23 protein-coding genes are annotated in these 24793 nt (G+C 56.1%); 17 read left to right on the top strand and 6 right to left on the bottom strand.

Annotation, left to right across the window (positions count from 1 at the left end; genetic code table 11):
* The first annotated feature begins 344 nt into the window (after nucleotides 1–344).
* Nucleotides 345–755: a hypothetical protein gene (locus MHH78_RS00180; RefSeq protein WP_341166259.1), complete on the top strand. Its 411-nt coding sequence runs from the start codon at nucleotides 345–347 to the stop codon at nucleotides 753–755.
* 10 nt (nucleotides 756–765) lie between these two features.
* Here MHH78_RS00180 and MHH78_RS00175 read toward each other — a convergent pair whose 3' ends face one another.
* Entirely contained in the window at nucleotides 766–1221 is a 456-nt protein-coding gene (locus MHH78_RS00175) for a hypothetical protein (RefSeq protein ID WP_341166258.1), read from the bottom strand.
* Between the two features lie 66 nt (nucleotides 1222–1287).
* A complete protein-coding gene (locus MHH78_RS00170; protein WP_445668021.1) occupies nucleotides 1288–1536 on the bottom strand; it encodes an SDR family oxidoreductase in 249 nt (82 codons plus the stop codon).
* Between the two features lie 59 nt (nucleotides 1537–1595).
* Here MHH78_RS00170 and MHH78_RS00165 point away from each other — a divergent pair, with 59 nt between their 5' ends.
* The 3 genes from MHH78_RS00165 (at nucleotide 1596) to sdaAA (ending at nucleotide 3771) form a co-directional block, all read left to right on the top strand.
* On the top strand, nucleotides 1596–2006 hold the full coding sequence (locus tag MHH78_RS00165; protein WP_341166257.1) for a GNAT family N-acetyltransferase: 411 nt from the start codon (nucleotides 1596–1598) through the stop codon (nucleotides 2004–2006).
* A 173-nt stretch (nucleotides 2007–2179) separates the two neighbouring features.
* Nucleotides 2180–2896, top strand: a complete 717-nt coding sequence (gene sdaAB, locus MHH78_RS00160; RefSeq protein ID WP_341166256.1) for an L-serine ammonia-lyase, iron-sulfur-dependent subunit beta — start codon at nucleotides 2180–2182, stop codon at nucleotides 2894–2896.
* Entirely contained in the window at nucleotides 2893–3771 is an 879-nt protein-coding gene (sdaAA, locus tag MHH78_RS00155) for an L-serine ammonia-lyase, iron-sulfur-dependent, subunit alpha (protein ID WP_036732726.1), read from the top strand. The genes sdaAB and sdaAA overlap by 4 nt, the downstream gene beginning before the upstream one ends.
* Nucleotides 3772–3807: 36 nt before the next feature.
* Here sdaAA and MHH78_RS00150 read toward each other — a convergent pair whose 3' ends face one another.
* Nucleotides 3808–4110 carry a hypothetical protein gene (locus MHH78_RS00150; protein WP_341166255.1) on the bottom strand — a complete coding sequence of 101 codons (303 nt, stop codon included), beginning with the start codon at nucleotides 4108–4110 and terminating at the stop codon, nucleotides 3808–3810.
* Nucleotides 4111–4182: 72 nt separating this feature from the next.
* On the opposite strand from MHH78_RS00150, the gene MHH78_RS00145 reads away from it, so the two are divergent.
* Entirely contained in the window at nucleotides 4183–4380 is a 198-nt protein-coding gene (locus MHH78_RS00145) for a YwbE family protein (protein ID WP_341166254.1), read from the top strand.
* Here the strand turns inward: MHH78_RS00145 and MHH78_RS00140 are convergent.
* Entirely contained in the window at nucleotides 4367–5182 is an 816-nt protein-coding gene (locus MHH78_RS00140) for an HNH endonuclease (RefSeq protein WP_341166253.1), read from the bottom strand. The two genes, MHH78_RS00145 and MHH78_RS00140, sit on opposite strands and share 14 nt — an antisense overlap.
* 299 nt (nucleotides 5183–5481) lie before the next feature.
* Between MHH78_RS00140 and MHH78_RS00135 the strand changes: the two genes are divergently transcribed.
* The 12 genes from MHH78_RS00135 to MHH78_RS00080 all read left to right on the top strand — a co-directional run bounded on the left by MHH78_RS00135 (nucleotide 5482) and on the right by MHH78_RS00080 (nucleotide 22418).
* Nucleotides 5482–5964, top strand: a complete 483-nt coding sequence (locus MHH78_RS00135; RefSeq protein WP_341166252.1) for a hypothetical protein — start codon at nucleotides 5482–5484, stop codon at nucleotides 5962–5964.
* 52 nt (nucleotides 5965–6016) lie between these two features.
* Entirely contained in the window at nucleotides 6017–7030 is a 1014-nt protein-coding gene (locus MHH78_RS00130) for a LacI family DNA-binding transcriptional regulator (protein ID WP_341166251.1), read from the top strand.
* Between the two features lie 109 nt (nucleotides 7031–7139).
* A complete protein-coding gene (locus MHH78_RS00125; protein WP_341166250.1) occupies nucleotides 7140–8483 on the top strand; it encodes a glycoside hydrolase family 30 protein in 1344 nt (447 codons plus the stop codon).
* Between the two features lie 552 nt (nucleotides 8484–9035).
* Entirely contained in the window at nucleotides 9036–12263 is a 3228-nt protein-coding gene (locus MHH78_RS00120; RefSeq protein ID WP_341166249.1) for a cellobiose phosphorylase, read from the top strand.
* Between the two features lie 448 nt (nucleotides 12264–12711).
* Nucleotides 12712–13377 (top strand): hypothetical protein, encoded by a 666-nt coding sequence (locus MHH78_RS00115; protein ID WP_341166248.1) that lies wholly within the window; start codon nucleotides 12712–12714, stop codon nucleotides 13375–13377.
* Between the two features lie 197 nt (nucleotides 13378–13574).
* Entirely contained in the window at nucleotides 13575–14528 is a 954-nt protein-coding gene (locus tag MHH78_RS00110) for an ABC transporter permease (protein WP_445668077.1), read from the top strand.
* Nucleotides 14529–14546: 18 nt separating this feature from the next.
* Nucleotides 14547–15437, top strand: a complete 891-nt coding sequence (locus tag MHH78_RS00105) for a carbohydrate ABC transporter permease (protein WP_036732706.1) — start codon at nucleotides 14547–14549, stop codon at nucleotides 15435–15437.
* A 98-nt stretch (nucleotides 15438–15535) separates the two neighbouring features.
* Nucleotides 15536–17236, top strand: coding sequence for an extracellular solute-binding protein (locus MHH78_RS00100; protein ID WP_076086688.1), 1701 nt, complete (start codon nucleotides 15536–15538; stop codon nucleotides 17234–17236).
* Between the two features lie 66 nt (nucleotides 17237–17302).
* Nucleotides 17303–19201: a sensor histidine kinase gene (locus tag MHH78_RS00095; RefSeq protein WP_036732696.1), complete on the top strand. Its 1899-nt coding sequence runs from the start codon at nucleotides 17303–17305 to the stop codon at nucleotides 19199–19201.
* The gene (locus MHH78_RS00090; protein WP_341166246.1) at nucleotides 19194–20777 is read left to right on the top strand and encodes a response regulator; all 1584 of its coding nucleotides are present in this window, start codon (nucleotides 19194–19196) and stop codon (nucleotides 20775–20777) included. Before MHH78_RS00095 ends, MHH78_RS00090 begins: the two co-directional genes overlap by 8 nt.
* Before the next feature lie 107 nt (nucleotides 20778–20884).
* The gene (locus MHH78_RS00085) at nucleotides 20885–21688 is read left to right on the top strand and encodes an aminoglycoside N(3)-acetyltransferase (protein WP_341166245.1); all 804 of its coding nucleotides are present in this window, start codon (nucleotides 20885–20887) and stop codon (nucleotides 21686–21688) included.
* A gap of 94 nt (nucleotides 21689–21782) precedes the next feature.
* Nucleotides 21783–22418 (top strand): histidine phosphatase family protein, encoded by a 636-nt coding sequence (locus MHH78_RS00080; RefSeq protein WP_341166244.1) that lies wholly within the window; start codon nucleotides 21783–21785, stop codon nucleotides 22416–22418.
* 147 nt (nucleotides 22419–22565) lie between these two features.
* Here the strand turns inward: MHH78_RS00080 and MHH78_RS00075 are convergent, their stop codons facing one another.
* Together MHH78_RS00075 and MHH78_RS00070 are read right to left on the bottom strand one after the other, a co-directional pair.
* Nucleotides 22566–23837 (bottom strand): MFS transporter, encoded by a 1272-nt coding sequence (locus MHH78_RS00075; RefSeq protein WP_341166243.1) that lies wholly within the window; start codon nucleotides 23835–23837, stop codon nucleotides 22566–22568.
* 5 nt (nucleotides 23838–23842) lie between these two features.
* A complete protein-coding gene (locus tag MHH78_RS00070) occupies nucleotides 23843–24748 on the bottom strand; it encodes an ArsR/SmtB family transcription factor (RefSeq protein WP_341166242.1) in 906 nt (301 codons plus the stop codon).
* Nucleotides 24749–24793 lie beyond the last annotated feature (45 nt).

Here is a 24793-nt window from a genome sequence, read left to right as displayed (position 1 = left end):
CCTCCGGCGATATTTTATTAACAGTTTCAAGCTCTTGCTCGCTCTGACACACGGGCTGCTTGGAGTTCAAAGTCTATGTTAGTCTGCTGTCTGCTTTAGCGGATAACAGGTGGATTTTGTCCACCTGCTGATGAGCGGATGAGTTCTGGCGGGACGTTAGTTGGATAGACGGCACTTAATTTAGCACATTTCACCCCAGGCGACAAAACTAACTTTATTAGTTGGAGCTTTTCCACTTGCCTGCCTGTAAACGGCAGAAACGGATGAAATAAGACACATTTCTCCAATTGTTTGCTTCGGGCATCCTATTGAGCGCGATGCACCGGACGATAAGAGTTAACGCAATGTGCCAGCGCGAGGGCATCGGGCCCAATGTAGTCGAAAAACCGATCATATTGGGCCTGATGGAGACGTGTGGTCCCAATGTAATCGAAAAACCGACCACATTGGCCGTGACGGAGACGTATGGTCCAAATATAGTCGAAAAACCGACCACATTGGGCCTGACGGAGGCGTGTGGTCCCAATGTAATCGAAAAACCGACCACATTGGGCGTGACGGAGACGTATGGTCCAAATATAGTCGAAAAACCGACCACATTGGGCCTGACGGAGGCGTGTGGTCCCAATGTATGCGGAAAACCGAACACAATGTGCCGTGAGAAGGGTTTGCGGTTTCCGAATACTGATCCCATCCAGCCCGGTATCCAGCCTTACCCGCCATTCCGGCCCTCCCTAATGCTCCGCCCCGCCTGAACCCGCCAGGTCAGAACAAGATCAGACAGACCAGCGGAATAAACAGAGCGAAGAAGGGAAGCAGAATCGGGAAGCGTTCGCCCGCGATCTGGGCGATGCGGAACAGCAGCAGGACTGCGAGTCCGGTAAGGCCGGAGACAAGGGAGTCGCCGCCCTGCTCTGCAGCGAGCCACAGGCCGGCGCCATAGCCGGCAATGGCGTACAGGGCCAGCGCCGGGCTGAGCGAGGTGCAGCGGAACATGCGCAGCAGCGCATCGGCCAGGATGGCAGCCGGTAGGCCGTAGGCGTAGATGGCATAAGGCACCGATACCGGCCAGCCGGACGGAATTCCGTTCTCATAGCCATGGATCAGCATGAACAGGGAGATCAGGATGAAGGTCAATCCGGCGGCCGACAGCTTGGTCAGAGCGTACATGCCCGCATTCAGGCGGACAGAAGGCAGGTTGAAATCCTTGTGTTGATTCATCGCTATACATCCTCTCGGGTTGGGAATGAACAAGGCCGGCGTGACCGGCTGAAGCCTGGACATGGATCAGCTGGTAATCATGTCTCCGCCGTTAACATGAATGCAGGTGCCTGTTACATAAGAAGCATCATCGCTGGCCAGGTAGACATAGGCTCCTGCCAGTTCGTAAGGCTGTGCCGCACGCTTGAACGGAGTCTCAGTACCGAAGAAGACACTGACCTCCTCCGCAGAGAAGCTGGCGGGAATCAGCGGCGTCATACCGGACCGGGAGACGATAGCGCCTTTGGTAGATGGCTTCCGTATATGGGTATGCATGCGCCCAGAAAAGCGTGCGGCGTGAAGTGGAGTCATAAACATAGAAATGGGGAGAATGCATGATATATAGAGCAATGACAGGGGACGATTACGAAGCGGCTTACCGGTTGTGGGAGAATACGGACGGAATGGGTCTCAGTGAAGCCGACTCACGTGAGCATATTATCCGTTATCTGGAGCGGAATCCGGGGATCAGCCAGGTATGCGTGAAGGAGGACGGTACCCTTATGGGCACAGCGATGTGCGGGCATGACGGACGCAGAGGCTATATGTATCATGTGGCTGTTGACAGCAGCAGCCGGGGAAGCGGTGCAGGTCGTGAGCTGGTGAGGCGTTGCCTCGCGGAACTGCGGGAAGCAGGCATCACTAAATGCCATCTCATGGTGATCGAAGATAATGCCCTTGGCCGCAGCTTCTGGACCGGTATCGGCTGGCAAGAGCGGGACGGGCTGTTGCTTTTCTCAAAATAAGAATGTATAGGTTTCACGTTATAAATTATCCTTCTACTTCCCTCACAATTCATGTAATAGTGTAGCTTTGGTGCGGACGCAGTATAATATATAGGTGCTGTACAATGAGCGGATGGACATCATTACATCATTCGCTGTACATGGCCGAATTCAGATAGCGGGAGACCAGAACTATGAGATTTAAAGATGTATTCTCAATTATAGGTCCGGCCATGGTCGGGCCTTCCAGTTCTCATACAGCGGGAGCCGCGCGGATCGGGCGGGCCGCAAGGCAGGTGCTTGGTGAGCTGCCGCGAGAGGCCGAGGTTACGTTCTTCGGTTCTTTTGCCGCGACTTATCAGGGACACGGGACAGACCGGGCGATCGCCGGGGGGCTGCTTGACTTCGCCACGGACGACCACCGGCTGCCGGATTCCATTGAGCTTGCGGCCAAAGCCGGGATGAGCATCTCCTTCGGTCAGGGGACGGGGCTGTTTCCCCATCCCAATACGGTCCGTCTGCGCCTTGCAGGCAGGGAGAGCGGGACGGAGATGACCCTTACCGGCACATCCATCGGCGGCGGCAATATTGAGATTGTAGATATTGACGGCTTCAGCGTGAAGCTGACCGGCATGTACCCGACGGTGCTGATTCAGCATATGGATTATCTGGGTGTGCTGGCCAGTGTTACGGATGTCATGCGGGAGGGCCAGTTCAATATCGGACATATGTCACTCGACCGGAAGAACCGCAGCGGGGCGGCCTTGACGGTGCTGGAGCTGGATGAGCCAGCCACGGCGGAGCTGCTGGAGAAGCTGCGGGCGCTTCCGGCAGTGAAAAGCGTCAAGGTAGTCGATTTGAACGGCAATACACAAGAACAGACACAGAAGGGGAAGGACATCACAACATGAATTTTCAAACACTCAGCCAGCTGGCTGTACTATGCGGGGAGCGGGAGCTTGGAATCGGTGCTCTGATGCTTGAGGAGCAGAGCGCCGAATCCGGCCGTTCCCAGGAGCAGGAATTCGCCACCATGCGCGAGTATTACGGGGTAATGAAGGAAGCGGTGCAGCGCGGCATGACCGAGGATACCACCTCACGCAGCGGCTTGACAGGCCTGGATGCCCAGCGGGTGGCCGCCTATAATGCAGCGGATGAGCCTTGTCTCGGGGGACCGGCAGGCCAGGCGATGGCGTATGCCCTTGCCGTCTCCGAAGTGAACGCCTCTATGGGCCGGATTATTGCCACACCGACTGCCGGCTCCTGCGGGATTATCCCCGGTGTGTTCCTGAGCTGTCAGGAGCGCTTCGGCTGGGACGATGATTATATGGTTTCCGGTCTGTTCGCGGCTGGAGCGATAGGGTATGTGATTGCTAATAATTCTTTTGTATCGGGTGCGGAAGGCGGCTGTCAGGCGGAGGTGGGTTCAGCGATCGGCATGGCGGCGGGAGCCTTGACCGAGATGCGCGGCGGGACTCCGGCACAGGCTGTACATGCAGTAGGTCTTGCGCTCAAAAATACACTGGGGCTGATCTGTGATCCGGTAGGCGGACTTGTGGAGATTCCATGCATTGTCCGCAACGGCTTCGGTGCCGTTACGGCGCTTGCAGCGGCGGATATGGCCCTGGCCGGCGTCCGCAGCGTGATTCCGTCCGATGAAGTGATTAAGGTCATGCTGGAGGTCGGCTCTGCGATGCCCGAGAAGCACCGGGAGACGGCCGGGGGCGGGCTGGCCCAGACCCCGACTGGCCGCCGGATTATGAAGGATCTGCGGAACCCGAAATAACCGCCCGGTCGCAGGCGCTCCGCAGTCTGCCGTTTATCAGAGCATACGGAAGCGTTCCAGGTGCTCCCATAAGCCCTCCTGCCGGAGAATCTCCGCCTGCTTCGGGCCCATGAGGTCGAAGTGGGGGAACGGCTGGCGGTTATGAATATACCGCGCCGGGAGACCGTGCTTCCTGCACCACTCTCGCAGGCGGGGCAGATCGCTGCAGCCCACCTTGGTGACTGTTGTGATCTCAGGGTAGCGTTTATCGATCCAGTAATGGGTCAGGAACGCAATCTCCCCTGCGGAGACGGCCTGTTTCCAGCGGATTAATTCCGCCCGGTTGATTCCAAAAGCCATGGTTGTTCATCCTTATCTGTAAGAGAAAGTAGACGATATATAACGCAAATATTAACGAAAGGAGAGTGTATTATGAACGGACAAGTAAGATCGGATATCCGCCCCGGCATTCAGGTAGACATCGTGCTGAAGCAGGATCAGGCAACCGGCAAGCTCACGCACGGCACAGTGAAAGACATCCTGACCAACTCGCCCCGCCATCCGCACGGGATCAAGGTGCGGCTCTCGGACGGCCAGGTTGGACGGGTCAAGAACATTACCGGCTCATGAATTGCTCCACCAACTGGTCGGCCTTCGTCTGATTGCATAGATTGCATGCACAGACGCAGTTATCCGGCGTAGTATGCCCGCCCTTGGCGCGGGGGAGCAAATGATCGATGGTATCCCCGTATTGACCGCAGAAATAACAGGTATAGTTGTCTCTCGTCAAAATATAGGCGCGGAAGTCCTTGTTGCTGTATAAGCGGCGGATCGTCCGCCGGTTCACGACGATGGCCGCATGCTCCTTGACCAGTGTCACGGCAAGCTCAAGGTCGATCTCCTGATGCCAGCGGCGGCCCTTATCACTGTGCCCGCGCATGAGAATCATGCCCTTGGCCGAAGGAATCAGGGCAGAGGCATCCTGCGGATCGGGCTTCGGCCCGCGCTGCTGCGGAAGGCTGCGCCCGGTCTCGGCGGCATGCCGGGGACGCGCCTTCCCCTTAAGGCCGGCCGCTCCCGCGCTGCCTCTAGCGTCCCGGGCACGTTCCGGCCGGGAGGCTGGACGGGGCTGGGCCATGGGCGGCTTTGCCTGCTCGGGCGCAGCTGCCCCGGAGATAGAGACCGGCCCCTTGTCCCGCTTGAGGGGGCCGGCCGGTCCGGCCTGGCGCTCCGGCAGGGCAGGCGCTATGCTTGAATGCACTGGCGGCAAGGAAGCTTCGGCCTCGCGGAGCTTGCGGCATTCCCGGCACGCGCCGCGCCGGGACATGCCTTTGGCGCGCTTGCCTGTGCGCCTGCGGAATTCAGCAAGCGGCTTAAGCTGATGGCAGTACGCGCATTTTTTGGATGGTGGTAGAGTTGTGGTCTCAGTCATAAGTGTACTTGGCAGAAGCAGCCCTTAAGCCGCAACCGTCCAATCCCTTCTGTATTGTGAATGATAAGTACATATACTTGCATGCATCCGTTGATGTCAGTAGTTGTCCTAATTGATACTAGTATAGCGTAAACCGCAGACATTCACACAGCAGGCACATCATGCAAATTTTCCGGAGTGTGATTTCTTTCCCGGCAATCTTGAGGAGAAATCTGTAAAATCTCAATAAAGCATAGGCGCTAACCAGAAATAGCCTTAATCCGTAGCCGGAAAATAGGTGCCTGAAATGAGGAATGAGGATGAACGCTGCTAAAAAAATGCCAGGTGCTGTTAGGGTGCTGTTGGTACTTCAAGGTTTTTTGAGCTTGGGGGCCATCGCAGGCGGGCTGGCGCTGCTAACTGATCCCAGCGGGGAATTGCTCGGCATGCCGGCTTCTGCAATGGTACGAATGCCCTTTCACAGCTTTGCCGTCCCTGGGCTGATGCTCCTGTTCGTATTCGGCGTGCTCCCGCTGCTCGTGCTGTACGGTCTCTGGAAGCAGCCGCAGTGGGCTTGGAGCTACGCCTTGACACCGTTCAAGGAGCGGCATGCGGCCTGGAGCTTTTCGCTCTATATCGGCTTCGGCCAGATTATCTGGATTATGGTGCAGACCTACATGTGGAACATGGTCAGCTTGATTCATGTTTTCTATATGTCACTGGGAATGCTGATTCAGATCTTGACGCTGCTGCCTGAGGTCCAAAGATATTTTATGCTGGACGGCCGTGCCGAAAGAAGTTAGAATGTCAGTGAACATAAAAGGGCTTTCATTGAGCTGCGGGAGTGAACCGGAAATGACCACGATATACGATATTGCCAAAAGGACCGGCTACTCACCAACCACAGTGTCCAAGGCGTTCAATAACTATTCCGATGTGCGGGAGAAGACGCGTGAGGAGATTCTGCGTACCGCCCGGGAGATGGGGTATCTTCCCAATGCGCATGCACGTACACTGACGACCAAGAAATCCTGGACCATCGGTGTGCTGTTTGTGGAGAATACGGGGGCGGGAATCCGCCATCCTTTTTTCAGCGCAGTGATTGAGAGCTTCAAGCAGGTTGCCGTAGCCAAGGGCTATGCCCTCATGTTCATCTCGAAGGATGTAGGCGGCAAGCAGAGCGGATATCTGGAGAACTGCCGGATTCGCGGCGTCGACGGGGTGGTAGTGTTCCTCTCTGATTATGATGACCCGTATTTCCGGGAGCTGCTGGAGAGTGATATTCCGACCGTGGTGCTCGATTTCGAGACGGAGCTGTCGCATACAGTCTGCTCGGATAACATGACGGGTGCGCTGCAGGCCGTGGAGTATCTGGTCAGTCTTGGACACCGCCGGATTGCCCATATCTCGGGAGGCGGGAACACCTATCCGGGACAGCAGCGGGAGCTGGGGTACAGAACGGCTATGAAGCAGCAGGACCTTGAGGTGCCGGATGAATATGTGGCCGAGGGAGCCTTCTACGCGCTGGAGAATGGTTATGGTGCAATGAAGCGTCTGCTGGCGTTGCCGCAGCGGCCGACGGCTGTTTTTGCTTCGGGTGACTTGCTGGCCCTGGGTGCGGTAATGGCGGCTAAGGATCAGGGGCTTGCGGTGCCGGAGGATGTCTCTGTGATGGGCTATGACGACATTGAGCTTGCCGGATACGTTACGCCTGCGCTGACCACTGTACGACAGAATACCGGAATGTTGGGGACCCGGGCGGCGGAGCTGCTGCTGGCATCTATGAACGGTCCAGGTACGGCACAGGAAGCACTTGTGCTGCCTGTGGAGATTATTGTGAGGGATTCCTGCGCACCGCCGCGCATGTGATGAAGGTGCGTACATTCAGGAATACCTTTTTTTTCAGCAAAATCGAAACCGGTTTCGATTTCTTTCGTCCCTGATTTCGCCTGGCAAAAATAATAAAGGAGTGATTGACATGACAACAGTACGAACCGTAGTCACCGCCAAAGATACAGGAGATCGCCTGAGTCGCAAGGATGGCATTCAGTTTAGCGCAGAGGGCACAGCGGCAAAAGCAGATATCGTGCTGCACCCGGAGCAGGCGTTCCAGACCATTATTGGTTTTGGCGGCGCATTCACAGAAGCAGCGGCGTATACCTTGTCCCGGATGAGTCCAGCGAAGCGTACAGAGGTCATCCGGCGGTACTTTGACCCGGTAGACGGGCTGAATTACAGTATGGGCCGTGTGCATATCCATAGCTGCGACTTCGCACTCGGTAATTATACGTATGTGGAGGATGGGGATACGGAGCTTAAGACCTTCGATATCTCGCGTGACCATAAGTGGGTTCTGCCGCTGATTAAGGATGCTATGGAGGTCCGGGGCGGACCGTTCACCATGCTGGCCTCCCCGTGGAGCCCGCCCGCCTGGATGAAGACGAACGGGGAGATGAACAACGGCGGCTCGCTGAAGCCGGAGTATGCGCCGGTCTGGGCGCGGTATTATACCAAATTCATCGAGGCCTACCGCAAGGAAGGCGTTCCGGTCTGGGCCGTCTCAGTGCAGAATGAGCCGGCAGCGGTGCAGACCTGGGATTCCTGTGTGTATAGTGCTGAGGAAGAGCGTGATTTTGTCAAAAACCATCTCGGCCCCGTGATGCACGAAGCCGGAATGGGCGATGTGAACATCGTGATCTGGGATCATAACCGCGACATTATGGTCGAGCGCGTGACCCCGATTCTGTCGGACCCGGAAGCTGCACAGTATGTCTGGGGGACCGGTATCCACTGGTACGGCGGCGAGGAGTTCGGGAATGTGGAGCAGGTGCATGAGCTTTTCCCGGATAAGCATGTGCTGTTCACCGAGGGCTGTCAGGAGGGCGGCGTGCGTCTTAAGGAATGGTTCACGGGCGAGCGCTACGGCCGCAATATGATCGGCGATCTGAATGCCTGGACCGAAGGCTACCTGGACTGGAATCTGGTGCTGGATGAGACGGGCGGGCCGAACCATGTGGGCAATCTCTGCGATGCTCCGGTGATCGCGGATACGGCTACTGACGAGGTCCACTACAACAGCTCGTATTACTACATCGGGCATTTCAGTAAATTCATCGCTCCGGGTGCGGTGCGGATCGGCCTGGATTCGGCAGCGGCAGATGTGCTGTCGGCAGCGTTCCGCAATCCAGACGGCAGTCTCGCTGTGGTGCTGATGAACGAAGGCGGGGAAGCACGTACGCTGACGCTGGGACTGGGCGCTGAGACCGCCGAATGTACGCTGCCTGCGCACTCTATCGCGACACATCTGATTAAGCAGGGGTAGGCCTGCATAGTGGAGCAAGGTTAGAGGGCGGGCGGCGGGCTCTGTGGAGTAGCTGGAAGAAGGATCGAGCGGTGGGGCTGTACAGTAGCTTGAAAGAGAAATGTGATCCGGCGGGAGCGTACTGGTGTAAGGGCATGGACGATTGATTCCGGGCGGCATCTGGGCGTCGACGATTGCATTTTGTACACTAGATTTCTGTATTCAGGCCTAAAATAGCGATCTATTGCACTATGTGCAGTAGAATCCTGCAGAAGCGGTCTTTTCGGGCAGCAAGCCGGGAATCTACTGTATGAAATACAACAGAAGGCTGGTCGGGAGCGTAATGAGACAAATTTTATTGTACAAAGTGCAATCACCCAGGCGGGTGGCTAATCTTCAAAGGGCTGTAGAGCGGTCATAAAGCGAAGGCACCCAGACTGGCAGCAGCCATTCAGGGGGCGCAATTACCCAAAAGTTATATCGCAAGGGAAAGTTCAGCCGACAACGTAGCTACTACGGCCCGGTAGCTGAAGCGGGCTGTAAGCATTCATTGATATTTTAGGAGGAGTAAATATGAGCCGTTATACTTTTGACTCAGGAAAATTTGTGATCGAGCAGTTCCATGAAGGCAAGCCGTTCGCCAGCTTCCTGCCAGGCCTTGCCGGACTGAAGGGGATACCGATGTGGACATTCTATGTGAACCGCGGCCAAGGGATTAGCAGCTTCGGCGTGCGGGACAAAAACTCGCCGATCATGGAGTTCTCGCCAGCCAATATTTCCTATAAGAATGTAACCTCGACCGGCTTCCGCACCTTCATCAAGCTGAAGGGGACAGCGGAGATCTATGAACCGTTCCAGTCAGCCCGCCCGGACCCGGCAGGCAAGCGGATCATGACCATTCTGCCGAACGGACTGACCATCGAGGAGTCGCATGCCGGACATGGACTGAAGACTACGGTCCACTACTTCAACCTTCCGGGTGATGATTATGCCGCGCTGGTCCGCCAGGTGGAGATTCAGAATATCGGCGGAGTTGAACTTGCGCTGGAACTGCTGGACGGTCTGCCGGAGGTGCTTCCGTTCGGAGTGGCGAACGGAGGCTATAAGGAGATGGGGAACCTTCTCCGCAGCTGGATGGATGTGTTCAACCTGGAGCACGGGATTCCGTTCTATAAGCTGCGCTCCGGCACGAATGACGATGCCGAAATCGGCAAGATCGAGAGCGGGCATTTCTATCTCTCCTCTACGGCGGAAGGAGAGCTGCTCCGCCCGCTGGTAGATTATGAAGTGATCTTTGGCGGGAATACGTCATTGACCTATCCCGACCGTTTCGCGGCGCTTCCGTTGGCCGAGCTGCTGGCACAGGCGCAGTATCCGGTCAACAAGGTGCCGTGTGGCTTCAGCGGCACAGCCCGGACACTGGCCCCGGGTGCTTCGCTGAAGCTGAACACCATCATCGGGCATGTGAATGATATTGCCCGGATTAATGAACGGACGGCGGAGCTGTGCCGTGAGGAGTATTTTGCCGTCAAGTCCCTTGAAGCTGCCGCGCTGACCGAGGAGTTAACTGCGGATATCGCCACCCGGACGTCCTCGCCGATCTTTGACGCGTATTGCCGCCAGTCCTATCTCGACAATTTCCTGCGCGGGGGATATCCGTTTATCTTTGACAATGGGGAAGAGGGCTTCGTGGTCCATCTCTACTCCCGCAAGCATGGCGATATGGAACGGGATTATAACTTCTTCTCGCTGGCCCCCGAATATTATTCGCAGGGGAACGGGAATTTCCGCGATATGAACCAGAACCGCCGCAACGACGTCTTTTTCCATCCCAAGGTGGGCAGCTTCAATATCAAAATGTTCTATAGCCTGATTCAGGCAGACGGCTACAACCCGCTCAGTGTGCAGGGCACCAGCTTCGAGATTCTGCCGGGTGCGGAAGAGCAGCTTAAGGAATGGTTGGCCGGGGCGCTTGCAGAGCAGCATGCGGGACTTACACAGCTCCTGGCCGGACGCTTCACCGCAGGCAGTCTGATTAACTATATTGCCGATCAGCAGATCGTGTTAACCCTAAGTGAGCAGGAATTCCTCAGCGGGGTGCTTGCGTTGTCGCAGCAGAACATTGAAGCCGCCTTCGGCGAGGGGTTCTGGTCTGATCACTGGACGTATAACCTGGACCTGGTGGAAGGCTATCTGGATATTTATCCTGAGCGCCTTGGAGAGCTGCTGTTCGGGGATGAGACGTATGCGTTCTACGACTCTCCGGCCTACGTCCTGCCGCGCAGCGAGAAGTACGTGATCAGCGGCGGCAAGGTGCGGCAGTTCGGAGCTCTGCTAGAGGATGAGGAGAAGCTGCATAAGCTGAAGCGCAAGGCATCCGGTACCGAGTGGCTGCGCACACAAGGCGGGCACGGGGAGATCTACCGGACCAGTCTATTTGTGAAAATGCTGTCGCTCGCCCTGAACAAATTCGCCACGCTTGATCCATATGGTATGGGTGTGGAGATGGAGGCGAACAAGCCGGGCTGGAACGATGCGATGAACGGACTGCCGGGCCTGATGGGCTCCGGCATGAGCGAGACACTGGAGCTGAAACGGATGCTGGTCTTCATGGCGGAGGCGCTGGAGAACAGTGCCGTGCTTCCTTCCACAGTGGCTCTTCCATCGGAGATTGCGGCGCTGCTCACACAGGTAGGCCAGGCTGTAACGGAAGTGCTGGACGGTTCGCTGGACCCATTCCTGTACTGGGACCGCGTAGCCTCGGCGCGTGAGGCTTACCGGGCGGATATTCGCTTCGGGATTACAGGCGAAATTACGGACTACTCTGTTGCCGAGATCCGCGAGTTGCTGGCCCGGTGGATCATCAAGGTGGATCAGGGGATTGCGCGTGCGGTAGACATGGGCGGCGGGCTGGTGCCAACCTATTTCCGTTTCGAGGCTACGCGCTTCCGGCCGGTCACGGATGCTGCCGGCGAGTCGGTCATCAGCGGCTATGGACTGCCGAAGGCAGTCGTAGAAGAATTCGAGGCTTCGGCGCTGCCGTATTTCCTGGAAGGCCCAACCCGCTGGCTTAAGACACTGGAGGATCAGCAGACCGCCAAGGCCATCTACAGCAAGGTGAAGCAGAGCGGGCTGTTCGATCCGGTTACCTCAATGTACCGCACTTCGGTATCGCTGGAGGAAGAGGGGCATGAGATCGGACGCATCCGGGCGTTCACCGCAGGCTGGCAGGAGCGGGAATCGAACTTCCTGCACATGTCCTATAAGTATCTGCTTGAGCTGCTGAAGGCCGGACTGTATGAAAAATTCTACAGCGAGCTGAGAACATCGCTGATTCCGTTCCTTGACCCGGAGGTCTATGGACGCAGTACGCTGGAGAATTCGTCGTTCATCTCCACGGGCGGTAACCCTGACCCGCATACACACGGACGGGGATTCGTGGCCCGCCTGAGCGGCTCTACGGCCGAGTTCCTGAGCATGTGGAGAACGATGATGGCTGGCAGCAGCCTGTTTGCTATCCGGGATGGCGAACTAACGCTGGCGCTGCATCCGGCCCTTCCCGGCTGGCTGTTCGACGAGCAGGGAGAGGTCTCCTTCAAGCTGCTGGGCAGCACGGAAGTGACGTATGTGAATCCGCGTCATGCGGATACCTTCGGCGACGGCAAGGCAGTTATTCAGCAGATGAAGCTGAAATTCCGCAGCGGTGAGGAACGCAGTGTATCCGGCGGCTTGCTGCGCGGCGCAGATGCCGTGGCCTTACGGCGCGGGGAGATTACCGCGATCCGTGCGGAGATGGAATAACGTAACGTAACGTAACGTGCGTAGATAATGGCGGAGAGGAGGTCCTTGGGGGCCTCCTTTCTAATTGTCTGGGGAGTATGATTACTTTTGATGTGAATAAGACAGTGCGGACCCAATGTAATCGAAAAACCGATCACCGACAATGGGCGGGCGGAGGGTGTGCGGATCAAATGTAATCGAAAAACCGATTACAATGGGCGGGCGGAGGGTGTGCGGACCCAATGTAATCGAAAAACCGATTACAATCGCAATAGGCTGGCGCAGACTCCAACTTAGACGCAAATTCACCAGTCCAAAAGTTAGTTTATAATACTAAGGTATACATCTGCTAACAGGATACAGCCTGAGGTGATATATCAGATTGGGTTAATCTAGCTTGGGTTGGAGTAGCTCGGTTTGAATTACCTTAGAGCAGAGCAGCCAAACAGGAGAGGAGCAGGATGAAGGAATGAGCGAGCTTAAGATCGGACTGATTGAGAAATACTCCATGATTATTCCCGCCGCGCAGCGGGAGACGTGGGAGGCTAAAGGCTGGACGGAAGAAAGTTCGTTCAGGGACTTCCACTATGAAGCGGAGGAAGGCGAGGCGATGATGACCGCCAGACCGATGACTATGAAAGAGGTGGACACGGACTCGCTGATGGGCAGCCGGGTTACCGGATTTCACCGCCATCTGGGAACCTATGGCATGGGAGGTCCCGGGTTCTTCGGACTGCTGCTGGAGAAGGAGAGCGTTCGGCAGTATCTTGTGTATGCCGTCTGGGCATCGGGCCAATATATTCTGCTGGACGGCAGAGTGATTGAATGCCACCTGAATTATAACAAGAGCCACCGGCCGTGGATATCCAGCTGGGCAGGGGAGCCTGACGAAGAGCAATGGGATGAGCTGACGGCAAAAATAACGGGGAGCGTGGTGTCCGCTGTCTGTCTGACCGATGAGGAGCTGCGGCTTGAGCTGACGCAGGAGGGTGCGCGATCCCAGCTTGTTTTCTACAAATACCATCAGGATCTGCCCCCGCTGGGAAACGGCCAGCCCCGCAAGCCTGCGTTTGAGGACGGCGTGATCGGTGACTATCTTGTTTTGTCGGAGGAGCATGCGGTTCTGCATGTGTAAGAGGCTCGGCTTGGGGAGCCCAGAAGAATACTCCAAGCCGAAATATGAGCCCCTAAATACGAAATATGAGGCCTTTTACCGTATACCTAAAACGCATACAATACTTACATAGAGATGAAAACGCTTCACATAAACAGATAGGTATCCTGGAGGTCCACACGATGGAGAACAAACGAAATACCAAGCAGGACCCGGTCATGGGTCCGCTCATTCCGGCGTCAATCGAAACCGGTTCAGGTCGGAAACATTCACTCTGGAGGAAATTTGTAGCCCAGCGGCATTTGCAGACGATGGCCCTGCTCGGCGTAGCCTGGATGATTGTATTCAACTACATTCCAATCTACGGCCTGATTATTTCCTTCAAGGAGTACAACATCGTCAAATCGATTGCCGAAGCCCCCTGGGTGGGCCTGCAGCATTTCAGGGAATTGTTCGACGACGACGAACTGCCCAATGTTATACGCAATACGCTGGGAATCAGTCTGATCAAGCTGATTATCGGATTCCCGCTGCCAATTATCTTCGCTTTATTTCTTAATGAGGTCCGTTCCCTCCGGTATAAGAAGGCGATTCAGACGATCTCTTATCTGCCGCATTTCCTCTCCTGGGTCGTGCTTGGCGGGATTCTGGCCACCTGGCTGGCTGACGTGGGGATTATCAATAGTATCCTGATGGCGCTGCACCTCATTGAACAGCCGATTACGTATCTGGCCGAGCCAAGCTACTTCTGGACCATTATCATTAGCTCCGACATCTGGAAAGAGCTGGGATGGTCAGCCATTATCTATCTGGCGGCGATCGCCGGTGTCTCTCCGGAGATGTATGAGGCGGCGACGATTGACGGAGCCGGGAGGTTCCAGAAAATGTGGTTCGTTACGCTGCCGTCCGTCCGGGGCACGATCAGCATTCTGTTCATTCTCGCGGTCAGCGGAGTGCTGAGCTCCAACTTCGACCAGATTCTGGTGCTGCGCAACTCGCTGAATGACAGTGCTTCTAACGTCATTGACTATTATATTTATCAGACAGGTATTGTCTCTAACCGCTTCTCCTACTCTGCGGCGGTCACTCTGGTTAAGGCGGTCATTGCACTGATTCTGCTGCTGATTGCTAACCAGGTATCCAAAAAAATCAACGACACGTCGCTGTTCTAGAACAAGGAGGATCTATCTATGTTTGCACTCAAACGCAGAACCAAAGGCGAAGTCATCTTCGACATCATCAATAATCTGGTCATGCTCTGCGTCTGCTTCCTGACGCTCTATCCGATCTGGTATGTGCTGGTCAACGCCTTCAATGACGGCAATGACGCCATGCTGGGCGGAATCTACTGGTGGCCGCGCATCATCACACTGAAGAACTTCGAGGCGGTCTTCGCAAGTCCGGGCATTATGCTGGCGATGGCCATTACCGTAGCCAAGACAGTAGTCGGTGTTGCCGTGCATGTATTCTTCACAGCAATGGTCGCGTATGCTCTATCCCGCAGGGATCTGGTGGGCGGCAAAATCTACATTCTGATCGGTACGGTCACCCTGTTCTTCAACGGCGGGCTAATCCCGACCTTCCTGCTGAACCGCGACCTGCATCTGCTGGATAACTTCCTGGTCTATATCATCCCGGTGATGTTCAGCTTCTTCGACCTCATTATCTTCATGACCTTCTTCCGGGAAATTCCGGATGGTCTGGATGAAGCGGCGCGGATTGACGGGGCCAACGACTGGTCGATTCTGCTGCGGATTGTGCTGCCGGTCTCCATGCCGGTCATTGCCACCATCGCGCTGTTCCACGGGGTTTATCAGTGGAATGATTATTTTACCGGCATTATCTACATCAACAACGTGGATCTGCAGCCGATTCAGACCTATCTGTTCCGGGTCGTGGCCCAGTCCAGCTCCAATACGATGATGACTGCTGTCCAGGGCAGCGCGGCCACAAGAACGGTCACCTCACAGTCGATTAAGCTGGCTACCATGGTCGTGACCACACTGCCGATCGTGTTCGTCTATCCGTTCCTTCAGCGTTATTTTGTCAAAGGCATGATGATTGGTTCGATCAAGGGCTAAGCATCTGCAAGCCACAGGTAACTCCTCCAACGCCCGGGTGTCTGAAGGGCTACGGGGTTGAGCTTATAAATATTATGATCTAGAAAAGGGGTAAACAAATGGGCATGAAACATAAGCCGAAGAAAACGGTCCTGCTGCTCTTGGGACTCATGATGGCCTTCTCTGTTACGGGCTGTGGCAGCAAGGATAACGCCGCGGGCGGAAACACGGGGAATAATAAGCCGGCGAACACGGAGGCTACAACGGCACCTGCAACAGATGCTGCAACACCGGCACCTGCGGCTTCGGCCGATGAACCGGGCTGGAAGAGCGATACTTCACCGATTACTTTTGACTGGTATCTGAACTTTGCCTGGTTCCCGAATAAATGGGGCGTAGATCCAACCTCTCAATATGTGACCAAGAAGACCGGCGTTAACCTTAACTTCATCGTGCCTGCAGGTAATGAGAACGAGAAGCTGAACACGCTGATGGCTTCCGGCAAGCTGCCGGACTTCATTACGCTCGGCTACTGGGAAGATGCGATCAAAAAAATGGTAGAAGGAGATCTTGTGCTTCCGCTGAACAAGCTGGCGGATGAATATGACCCTTACTTCTACAAGGTATCGGATAAGGATAAGCTGGGCTGGTATACTCAGCCGGACGGCAATGTCTACGGCTATCCGAACTCCTCGTCCTCCCCGGCCGATTATAAGCAATACGGCGATACCTACGTATCCAACCAGACCTTTGCGGTCCGCAAGGATATCTATGAAGCCATCGGCAGCCCGGATATGCGTACGCCTGAAGGCTTCCTCGCCGCGCTGAAGGCAGCGCAGGAGAAATTCCCTCAGGTGAACGGCCAGCCGCTGATTCCGCTCGGTCTGCATGAGTTCACCGAGAACGGCAACGACTCGCTGGAAGGCTACATTCAGAACTTCCTGAACATTCCTTGGGAAAAAGACGGCAAGGTCTATGACCGTGAGACAGATCCTGAGTATGTCCGCTGGATGAAGACTCTCCGCCAGGCGAACCAGGACGGACTCTTGGCGAAGGATATCTTCATTGATAAGCGTGCGCAAATGGAAGAAAAAATCGTACAGGGACGCTACTTCGCAATGCTCTATCAGCGTACAGACTTTGCTTCGCAGCTCGGTACAATTTTCCAGAAAAACCCTGATCAAGTGTACATTGCAGTAGACGGACCGGCCAACACCAAGATGGACCCGCCTGCACTGAACGGCCCTGGGATCTCCGGCTGGACGGTGACCCTGATCTCCAAGAATGTGAAGGATAAAGCGCGTGCGATTAAATTCCTCAGCTACCTGAACAGTGAAGAAGGTCAAAAGGATCTTTTCCTGGGCGAAAAAGGGGTCAGCTATGATACAATTGACGGCAAGGACCAATTCCTGCCTGAGGCGCTGAAGCTGATGAACACCGACCGCGGAGCCTTCGATAAGCAGTACGGTTCATCCTTCACCTTCTGGATGATGCAGAACACCAATATTACCGATCAATGGAAGCCGGAATCGGTAGAGCCTTACAAACAACTGGAAGACTGGACGAAGGGCAAATCGGTCAACACCTCCGAATTCCAATTGATTGACCCTACCGGCAACTCGCCGGAAGGCATTATCGCGACCAAGCTGAAACAGCTTCGCGGCAAAACCATGCCGAAGCTGCTGATGGCGGATTCCGATGCAGACTTCGATAAGATCTGGAGCGATTATCTCGCCAAGAAAGAAAAGGACGGCCAGGCGACCTTCGATGCCTACCGCCAGACGAAATATGAAGAGAACAAAAAGAAACTCGGAATGTAAGTTTTTAAATATAAGACCCATTGGCCCGCAGACTGCGGGCTTTTGGGCTATTTTCAAGAGGTGAGCATGCGCGAACGAACAGGGGCATTATGGAATTCCTTCCGCTATTGGTGGGGGCGGAGGTCACTGCAGAGCCGGCTGATTGCTGCATATATCTTCATTATTCTGGGACCCAGCCTGCTGGTGTCCCTCTATTCGTACAGAGCGATCAATAATACGTATAAACGTGATTCTATTGAGAAGAACAGCTATCTCCTCCAGATGGAGAAGCTGTATGTGCTCAACCAGATTGAAGCGATGGAACGGGTCGCCCAGATGGCTTCCTCGGATAAAGGGGTGGAGAGCTATCTGGTCAGCGAGGATGAGCCTTCGCTTGGAGAACTGATCGATTTCAATACAACTACCTTTGTGAGCTTGAGCCAGATGCAATTCAATAATCCGAATATTGAGCATCTGCGGCTGTTCTCCAGCAATAAGAATGTGCATGAGCTGTGGCCGGTTATTTTCAGTGAGGACCGGGTATCGATGGAACCGTGGTTTCAAAAAGCGCTGCAGATGGAGGGACAGCATTACTGGTCCTTTCAGAAGCGGGATCCCGACCTCATGAAGCGCTACGCAGGGGAAGTGGAGGCTGGTCCGGCCAAGGTGTCGCTGCTTAAAGAGAAAAGCATTCCTGCCGGGCATCATGTCGGGATGGTGCAGGTCGATATGCAGCTGAGCAAGTTCGCACCTAAGGCATTCACCTCTGTGCAGGACAATGAATCGCAGATGATGATCGCAGATGAGGAGCTGAACCTGTTCACCCGGACGGACCACTCCTTCTTGGAGGAGAATCCGGGACTCTCTGCGGCCGTTAAAGAACGGCTGGATGTCTACCGTAAGATGGGCGGATGGGAGATGGATTACGAGGAGAACGGGAATTCATTCCTGCTGATTCAAGCGCCGCTGGAGCAGATTAATGCTTCCCTGGTCACGGTGGTCTCCATGAAGGGATTAATGAAGGATATTTCGCGTACCCGCAACCTGATTATTGGGGCGAATATCGTTTTTATTTTCCTGGTAACGGTCATTGCCTATATCATGAACGCATTTATTCTGAAGAATCTCCGCCGCCTGACCGAGACGATGAAGAAGGTCCGCAGAGGTGAGCCTTACGGCAGCATCCGGGTCAACGGCGGCGGTGAGGTCGGGGAGCTGGCCCATCATTTCTCGAAGCTGCTGAATACGATCAATACGCTGGTGGCCCAGGCGGTCCATAAGCAGGCGCTCTCCAAGGAAGCGGAGCTGCGCACCCTGCATAATCAGATCGATGCCCACTTCCTCTATAATACGCTGGAGAATATCAAGATGCTGGCCGAAATCGAGAACCAGCGGACCATCTCGGATGCATTGACCCGGCTGGGCGGCATGATGCGTTATAATTTCAAGTGGAGCGGAGAATACGTCAAGCTGAGGGACGAGATCCGCCATATTGAGAATTATGTGGAGGTTATGAACATCAGGTTCGAGCATACCATCCGGTTAGAGCTGGATATTGACAGCGCTTATCTGGAAGTGGAGGTGCTTAAAATGTCGCTGCAGCCGATTGTCGAGAACAGTGTGAAGCATGCCTGGAACGCGGACGGAGTCGAGCTTAAGGACCGCGTGGTGCGGATTGATCTGACGGAGGTCGGGACGGAGATTCTAATTGTCGTGCGCGACAATGGTCTGGGACTGACGCCGGAGCGGCTGCTGGCGCTGCATGAGGCGATCTATGCGAAAGAGGAGCCTGGAGCGGACGCTTCCGGGATCAGCAGCGGAGGATATAAGGCGGGCGGCGTCGGACTGCGCAATGTGCACCAGCGGCTGCAGCTATTCTACGGTGAAGCCTACGGGCTGGAGGTACAGAGCGAAGCGGGAAAATGGACGGCCGTGTACATGTCACTGCCCAAAGTTCTATTGACGGGGGATAACAGCTATGACTAATCTGCTGATTGTGGATGATGAAAAAATGATCCGTTTAGGCCTGAAGGCGATGATTGAACGGGAATATCCGGCTGTCTACAGCATATCGATGGCGGGCAACGGCGCGGAAGCACTGGAGCTGTACAAACAGGAGCGGCAGGATGTGATTATCACCGATATCCGGATGCCGATCATGGACGGAATTACACTGCTGGCGCGGCTGTCTGCGGAAGCAGCGGCGGATGGGGCTCCGGCTGTCATTATACTCAGCGGTCATGATGATTTCGAATATGCCAAAAGCGCGATCCGCTACCGCGTCAAGGATTATCTGCTGAAGCCGATCCGCCGTGAGGAGCTGTTCGAGATTCTGGAGCGGATAGCCAAGGAAGGGGAAGAGCGGGAATTCAGCAGCCACAAGCAGCTGCAGGAAGCAGAGGGCTACCGCCGCGAGCTGCGGGCGGCCCGTCTACGCAGCCTCCTGATGCAGCAGGAGGGCGAGGTATCGTCTGCGCAGCAGGAGGAGCTTGCGGGGCTTGAAGTGCCTTTTACAGTAGGGGTGCTGAACTATTATCACAGTGACGGTACACGGATGAAGCCTGCAGAAGTGCAGGGGCTGCTGGAGCAGCTGGGCGGACCTCTAGAGCACAAATTCAAGGAGATTCTGACGGATGGAGACGGGAAGCTGGTGCTGGTCGGTGGCGGGGAGAGCTTCCTGGAGCTGGCCAAGAGGGCCGAGTCCAAGGAGCTTACGCGGCTGCTGCTCGGAATCAGCAGGGAGAGCCGCAGCGCCGAGCAGTTCCGCGCCTGTTATCTGGAGGCTTGCCGGGCGCTGCAATATACCTTCCTGTCGCCGCAGGCCAGCTTCGTGGACTATGCGGATATTCAGGCCGGACGGCTGAGCTTCCCGCTCCCGGAGGAGGAACTGCGGAAGCTGCTCAATATGCTCGGAACCGGGCGGGAGAAGGAGATCAAGGCGTTGCTTGGGGTTGTTTTTCAGACGGAGCATCTGCTGAGGCTGGATCTGAGCTACCTGGAGAATGTAGGGCGGAGTATGAATGAACGCGTACTGGATGAGGTGTTCCGTACACATGGCGAAGCTTCGGTGGAGGTGCTGAAGCTCTACCGCCAAGTGGGCAACCTGCATAATTTCCGCCATTTCCACGACTATTACCGTGCGCTGGAGCATCTGCTCCTGAGCGTTAACGATTATATTATGGGCATCAAATCCGCCCATACCGAGCATGCCGATATGGAGGAAGCGCTGGCGTATATCGAAGCGAATTATGCGCGTCCGCTGAACATGGCGATGGTCAGTAATTATGTGTCCCTGAACTATTCTTATTTCAGTGAGGCATTCAAGGCCTATACCGGGGAGAGCTTCGTGCTGTATCTCAAAAAAGTCCGCATCCGCCATGCCAAAGAGCTGCTGGCCGATAACCGGGTCAAGCTGGCCTCCGTCTCTGAGTCCGTCGGCTTCGAGAACAGCAAGCAGTTCGCACGGGTATTCAAGGAGCTGGAGGGTATCTCTCCCGGGGAATACCGGGCGAAGCTGTTGATGGGGCGTTATCCCGGCCAGGCTGAGGATAAGGAGTCTTAGGATTAGAGCAGCTGCAGGAGTGATAATGAGCGGGAGTTAAGGGCCGGGTGGCAAGACTGGCGGTTCTGGTCTATGATAGGATAGATGGAAGGTCTGGAGGTATTTGTATGGAAGAGATCCAAGGAACACTGATTACGGTAGATAGGCTTGCCGCCGATTTTCGGCAGCTGGGCGTGCAAGAAGGCATGACGCTGCTCCTGCACTCCTCCTTGAAATCACTCGGGCAGTGGGTGGCAGGCGGACCCGTTGCCGTGATCCTCGCGCTGGAGCAGGTGCTGGGCGAGGAAGGAACGCTGGTGATGCCGACGCAATCCTCAGATCTGACCGATCCGTCAGGCTGGAGCAGACCGCCGGTGCCGGAGGCCTGGTGGCCGGAGATCCGGGAGCATATGCCGGCGTACGACCCGGACCTGACGCCTATTCGCGGAATGGGGATTATTCCGGATTGCTTCCGCAAGCAGCGGGGTGTGCGGCGCAGTAGCCATCCGATTGATTCTTTTGCCGCCTGGGGGAAGCACCGGGATGTCATTATTGACAGCCATGGTCTGGAATATGCCTTCGGAGAGCGGTCGCCGCTGGCCCGGATCTATGAGCTGGGGGGAAGCGTGCTGCTGCTTGGCGTGGACCATGGGAACAACACCTCGCTGCATCTGGCGGAGCACCGGGCTGATTATGCAGGGAAGCAGGAGGTTATCGCAGGCGCTCCCATGCTGGTGGACGGTGCCCGGCAATGGGTGGAGTTCAGTGATTACAACTGGAATTCGGATGATTTCGCTCAGCTTGGCGCGGACTTTGACAAGGAGACCGGGCGGATTGCCAAGGGCTTCATTGCAGCATCTGCGGCGCAGCTGGTCCCGCAGCGGGAGATTGTCGATTATGGGGTGAAGTGGCTGGAGCGCAGCCGCAGGTAGATCCTGCGGGAGACGATGGGCACATGCTTGTGTCATAGCGGCCGGGATGATCTAATCTATCGATACATACTTGGGTAAAGGGGAATCGGAATTCATGACTACTACGGTGTATATTACAAGACACGGGCAGACGGAATGGAATGTGCAGAAGCGGATGCAGGGTCATCAGGATTCGCCGCTTACGCCGCTGGGTGTCCAGCAGGCGGAGTGGCTGGGCAAGGCTATGAAGGATGTCCATCTGGACGCGGTCTATGCCAGCTCCAGCCCCCGGGCGCTGCGGACGGCAGAGATTATCCGGGGCGGGCGGCAGATCCCGCTTACCGCTTATGATGAGTTCAAAGAGATTAACCTTGGCGTCTGGGAAGGCCGGGAGGCCGGTGAGCTGGAGGAGCAGTACCCGGAGCAGCACCAGCTATTCTGGGGGGACCCGGCGTTGTTCAGCATCCAGGGCGGCGAGACCTTCGCAGCAGTGCAGGAGCGTGCGCTCGGCAAGCTGCGTGAGCTCATAGACCTGCACGAAGGCGGCACGATCCTTATTGCCACCCATACGGTAGTAGTGAAGGTGTTGATGGCTTATTTTGAAGACCGGGCTATGGACAAGCTATGGGATCTGCCCTACATTCACCCTACCTGCCTATGCAGAATTGATATTACAGACGGCGTGCCGGAAATCGTGCTGCACGGAGATACGAGTCACTATGTAACCAGTGAGGGCGAGCTGGAGTCCTGAGTAGCAGTTACTGGATAGCAGCACAGCAGGTAGAGTTACGATAAACAGGCGATGCGCATGTGGCATCGCCTGTTTGGCGTGGGGCGGCGTAAGACGTACGCGGGAATTTTGCACGAAATGCAACACAGTCAGCTCCTTAAGGTCCATCTACATAGATGCATTGCCCGTCAGCGCAGCCTCCTGGCGTTGGCGGTCCCGCTGCTCCAGCACAGACAGGTCGCCGTCCAGCGCTTTCAGGCCGGGCAGGCGCAGGGCCACTCCGGCGTACAGCACCGGAAGAAGGCCTGCGGCAATCAAAAGCACAGGAACCCCGTACAGCTCAGCGACCGTACCGGCTGCCAAGGCGCCAATCGGCGACAGGCTCCCGCCAATCAGGAAGCGGACCGAATTCACCCGGCCCTGAAGCTGACCGGGTACGAGCCGCCCGTGCAGGGAGGAGCTTAGGGAACTGAAGAACGGCCCCATCAGTCCGGCGGCGAATACGGCGAACAAGGCGAAGGCATAGCTGGGGATGAAGCCCCACAGCATGGTGACGATGCCTGACAAGCCGAGGCTGCCCAGCATGACAGCGCGCCGCTGCTTAATCTCGCCCATGATGGAGATGACCCCGAGTCCGGTGAGATACCCAAGCGCAGAAGCTGTAGACAGCGTACCTACAGCCGCCGCATTGCGGTGCAGCACCTCGCGGACATAAGGGACCATCATCGTCCATATGGCTGTGGAGCTAAGATTGCTGACGGCAGCCATCATCATGATCGTCAGCATGGCGGGGAACCGCCGGTAGAATGAGAAGCCTTCGGCCACCTCCCGCAGATAGCCGGATCTGGAGGCGGCAGCGGCAGGCGGACCGGCGGGCTTGCCCATCCGGGGCAGCCACAGCAGCATGGCAATCGCAGCCATGTAACAGACGGCGTTGACCCCGAGTGCAGGCAAGGCGCCGCTGGCTGCGGTCAGGATACCGGCAAGCGCCGGTCCGAGCAGCACGGCAGCGCCCTTGCAGCCGTCAATGATGGCGAAGGCGCGCATCAGCTTGCCGGTTCCGGCGATTTCCGGGATGACGGCCATGGCTGTCGGCAGGAACAGCGCGGAGCAGGCTCCGCTCAGGCTGGCGGCCGCGAACAGCTGCCAGAGCTGGAGATGGCCGGCGAGGCCCATGCCGAGCGGAAGCAGGAGCGCCAGCAGCCGCAGCACGGCAAGGCAGGCCATGAACCGCACGCGGGGCAGCCGGTCAGATAGCGGCGAGCCGAGCAGGCGCAGCACTTGCTCGGGAATCATGGAGCTGAGCGCAAGCGCCCCCATCGCTACCTTGGAGCCAGTCAGGTCATAGACCAGCCACTCCATGGCCAGCAGCCCAAAGGCATCGCCGAAGGCGCTGAGTGAAACCGTGGATAACAATCCGTAATAGCTCCGTTTCTGCAACTTTCTCACCCCTTCAGGTAATCCTCAATTTGCCCAGGCAGATCTTCCAGCGCCTCCAGCCGCAGGCTGTAGGAGACACTTTTGCCGCTGGTGTGAACGATGACCAGACCTGCTGCGCGCAGCGCGATCAGGTGGTAGTGAATCGTGCTTTTGGACAGCTGGACCGCCTTCACAATCTCCGTGAAATTCATCTGGCTGCCGGTAAGCTGCCGGAGAATGAACAACCGGGTCTCATCCGATAACGCCCGGGTAAGCCGCAGCAGCGCGGCAGCGGGCCGTCCTTCTCCGGGGGGAAGCGCATCACAAGAGTAGCTGGTGAACACAAACTCATCATATTGAGAGGAGATGACCAGCGGACGGGCATGATACTGCGGAGTGATAATAACCTGCTTCAGCGTCTTAGACGGATAGAGCCGCATCCCTTCAGTAGCTGCCTCGTAGATGGCCATATCATTCGTGCCGTCCAGCATCGCTGCCCGTGCTTCGGCCTCCTGCCGCAGCCCTTCCATAATGGCCGGATCTATGCTGCTGAAATAGCTGTCATTCCACACCCGGATCACTTCAGCCGCAGCATCCCGCAGCCCGGCTAGATTCGCAGGCACACTCTGCCCGAACCGCCCGGCAATGTCGTAGAGCTCCCCCGGAGACAATTCTTCGAACCAATGCAGGAATGCCTCCGGCGTACGCTCTCCGGGACAGCTCCAGATGTAGGGGGAGAGACTGAAATTATCGGTGAGCTTCAGCACTTCCTTCATGCGCTGGAGCATGACAGGGGCGAACTGCGTCTGGACCTGGCGGACCCAGGAGGTCCCGGCATCCATAGCCGTATGATTTTGCTTGCCGATAAAGGCGTTCAGGCTGGTAATGCATTCATAGACAGGCGCGAAGTCCACAGTGACTTTATAATCCATAAGGAATTCCTGCTTTCTGGTGTAGTAGAGATAATTGTTCTATAA

It is taken from the genome of Paenibacillus sp. FSL H3-0333 (assembly GCF_038002805.1).
GTDB classification, from domain to species: domain Bacteria; phylum Bacillota; class Bacilli; order Paenibacillales; family Paenibacillaceae; genus Paenibacillus_AQ; species Paenibacillus_AQ silagei.
This window is presented reverse-complemented; position numbering and strand designations above follow the sequence as displayed.

What these genes read in the sequence shown, in the direction of transcription:
- MHH78_RS00180 (WP_341166259.1), top strand. Translation starts at nt 345, where the DNA reads ATGTGCCAGCGCGAGGGCATCGGGCCCAATGTAGTCGAAAAACCGATC.
- MHH78_RS00175 (WP_341166258.1), bottom strand. Translation starts at nt 1,221, where the DNA reads ATGAATCAACACAAGGATTTCAACCTGCCTTCTGTCCGCCTGAATGCG.
- MHH78_RS00170 (WP_445668021.1), bottom strand. Translation starts at nt 1,536, where the DNA reads ATGCATACCCATATACGGAAGCCATCTACCAAAGGCGCTATCGTCTCC.
- MHH78_RS00165 (WP_341166257.1), top strand. Translation starts at nt 1,596, where the DNA reads ATGATATATAGAGCAATGACAGGGGACGATTACGAAGCGGCTTACCGG.
- sdaAB (WP_341166256.1), top strand. Translation starts at nt 2,180, where the DNA reads ATGAGATTTAAAGATGTATTCTCAATTATAGGTCCGGCCATGGTCGGG.
- sdaAA (WP_036732726.1), top strand. Translation starts at nt 2,893, where the DNA reads ATGAATTTTCAAACACTCAGCCAGCTGGCTGTACTATGCGGGGAGCGG.
- MHH78_RS00150 (WP_341166255.1), bottom strand. Translation starts at nt 4,110, where the DNA reads ATGGCTTTTGGAATCAACCGGGCGGAATTAATCCGCTGGAAACAGGCC.
- MHH78_RS00145 (WP_341166254.1), top strand. Translation starts at nt 4,183, where the DNA reads ATGAACGGACAAGTAAGATCGGATATCCGCCCCGGCATTCAGGTAGAC.
- MHH78_RS00140 (WP_341166253.1), bottom strand. Translation starts at nt 5,182, where the DNA reads ATGACTGAGACCACAACTCTACCACCATCCAAAAAATGCGCGTACTGC.
- MHH78_RS00135 (WP_341166252.1), top strand. Translation starts at nt 5,482, where the DNA reads ATGAACGCTGCTAAAAAAATGCCAGGTGCTGTTAGGGTGCTGTTGGTA.
- MHH78_RS00130 (WP_341166251.1), top strand. Translation starts at nt 6,017, where the DNA reads ATGACCACGATATACGATATTGCCAAAAGGACCGGCTACTCACCAACC.
- MHH78_RS00125 (WP_341166250.1), top strand. Translation starts at nt 7,140, where the DNA reads ATGACAACAGTACGAACCGTAGTCACCGCCAAAGATACAGGAGATCGC.
- MHH78_RS00120 (WP_341166249.1), top strand. Translation starts at nt 9,036, where the DNA reads ATGAGCCGTTATACTTTTGACTCAGGAAAATTTGTGATCGAGCAGTTC.
- MHH78_RS00115 (WP_341166248.1), top strand. Translation starts at nt 12,712, where the DNA reads ATGAGCGAGCTTAAGATCGGACTGATTGAGAAATACTCCATGATTATT.
- MHH78_RS00110 (WP_445668077.1), top strand. Translation starts at nt 13,575, where the DNA reads ATGGGTCCGCTCATTCCGGCGTCAATCGAAACCGGTTCAGGTCGGAAA.
- MHH78_RS00105 (WP_036732706.1), top strand. Translation starts at nt 14,547, where the DNA reads ATGTTTGCACTCAAACGCAGAACCAAAGGCGAAGTCATCTTCGACATC.
- MHH78_RS00100 (WP_076086688.1), top strand. Translation starts at nt 15,536, where the DNA reads ATGGGCATGAAACATAAGCCGAAGAAAACGGTCCTGCTGCTCTTGGGA.
- MHH78_RS00095 (WP_036732696.1), top strand. Translation starts at nt 17,303, where the DNA reads ATGCGCGAACGAACAGGGGCATTATGGAATTCCTTCCGCTATTGGTGG.
- MHH78_RS00090 (WP_341166246.1), top strand. Translation starts at nt 19,194, where the DNA reads ATGACTAATCTGCTGATTGTGGATGATGAAAAAATGATCCGTTTAGGC.
- MHH78_RS00085 (WP_341166245.1), top strand. Translation starts at nt 20,885, where the DNA reads ATGGAAGAGATCCAAGGAACACTGATTACGGTAGATAGGCTTGCCGCC.
- MHH78_RS00080 (WP_341166244.1), top strand. Translation starts at nt 21,783, where the DNA reads ATGACTACTACGGTGTATATTACAAGACACGGGCAGACGGAATGGAAT.
- MHH78_RS00070 (WP_341166242.1), bottom strand. Translation starts at nt 24,748, where the DNA reads ATGGATTATAAAGTCACTGTGGACTTCGCGCCTGTCTATGAATGCATT.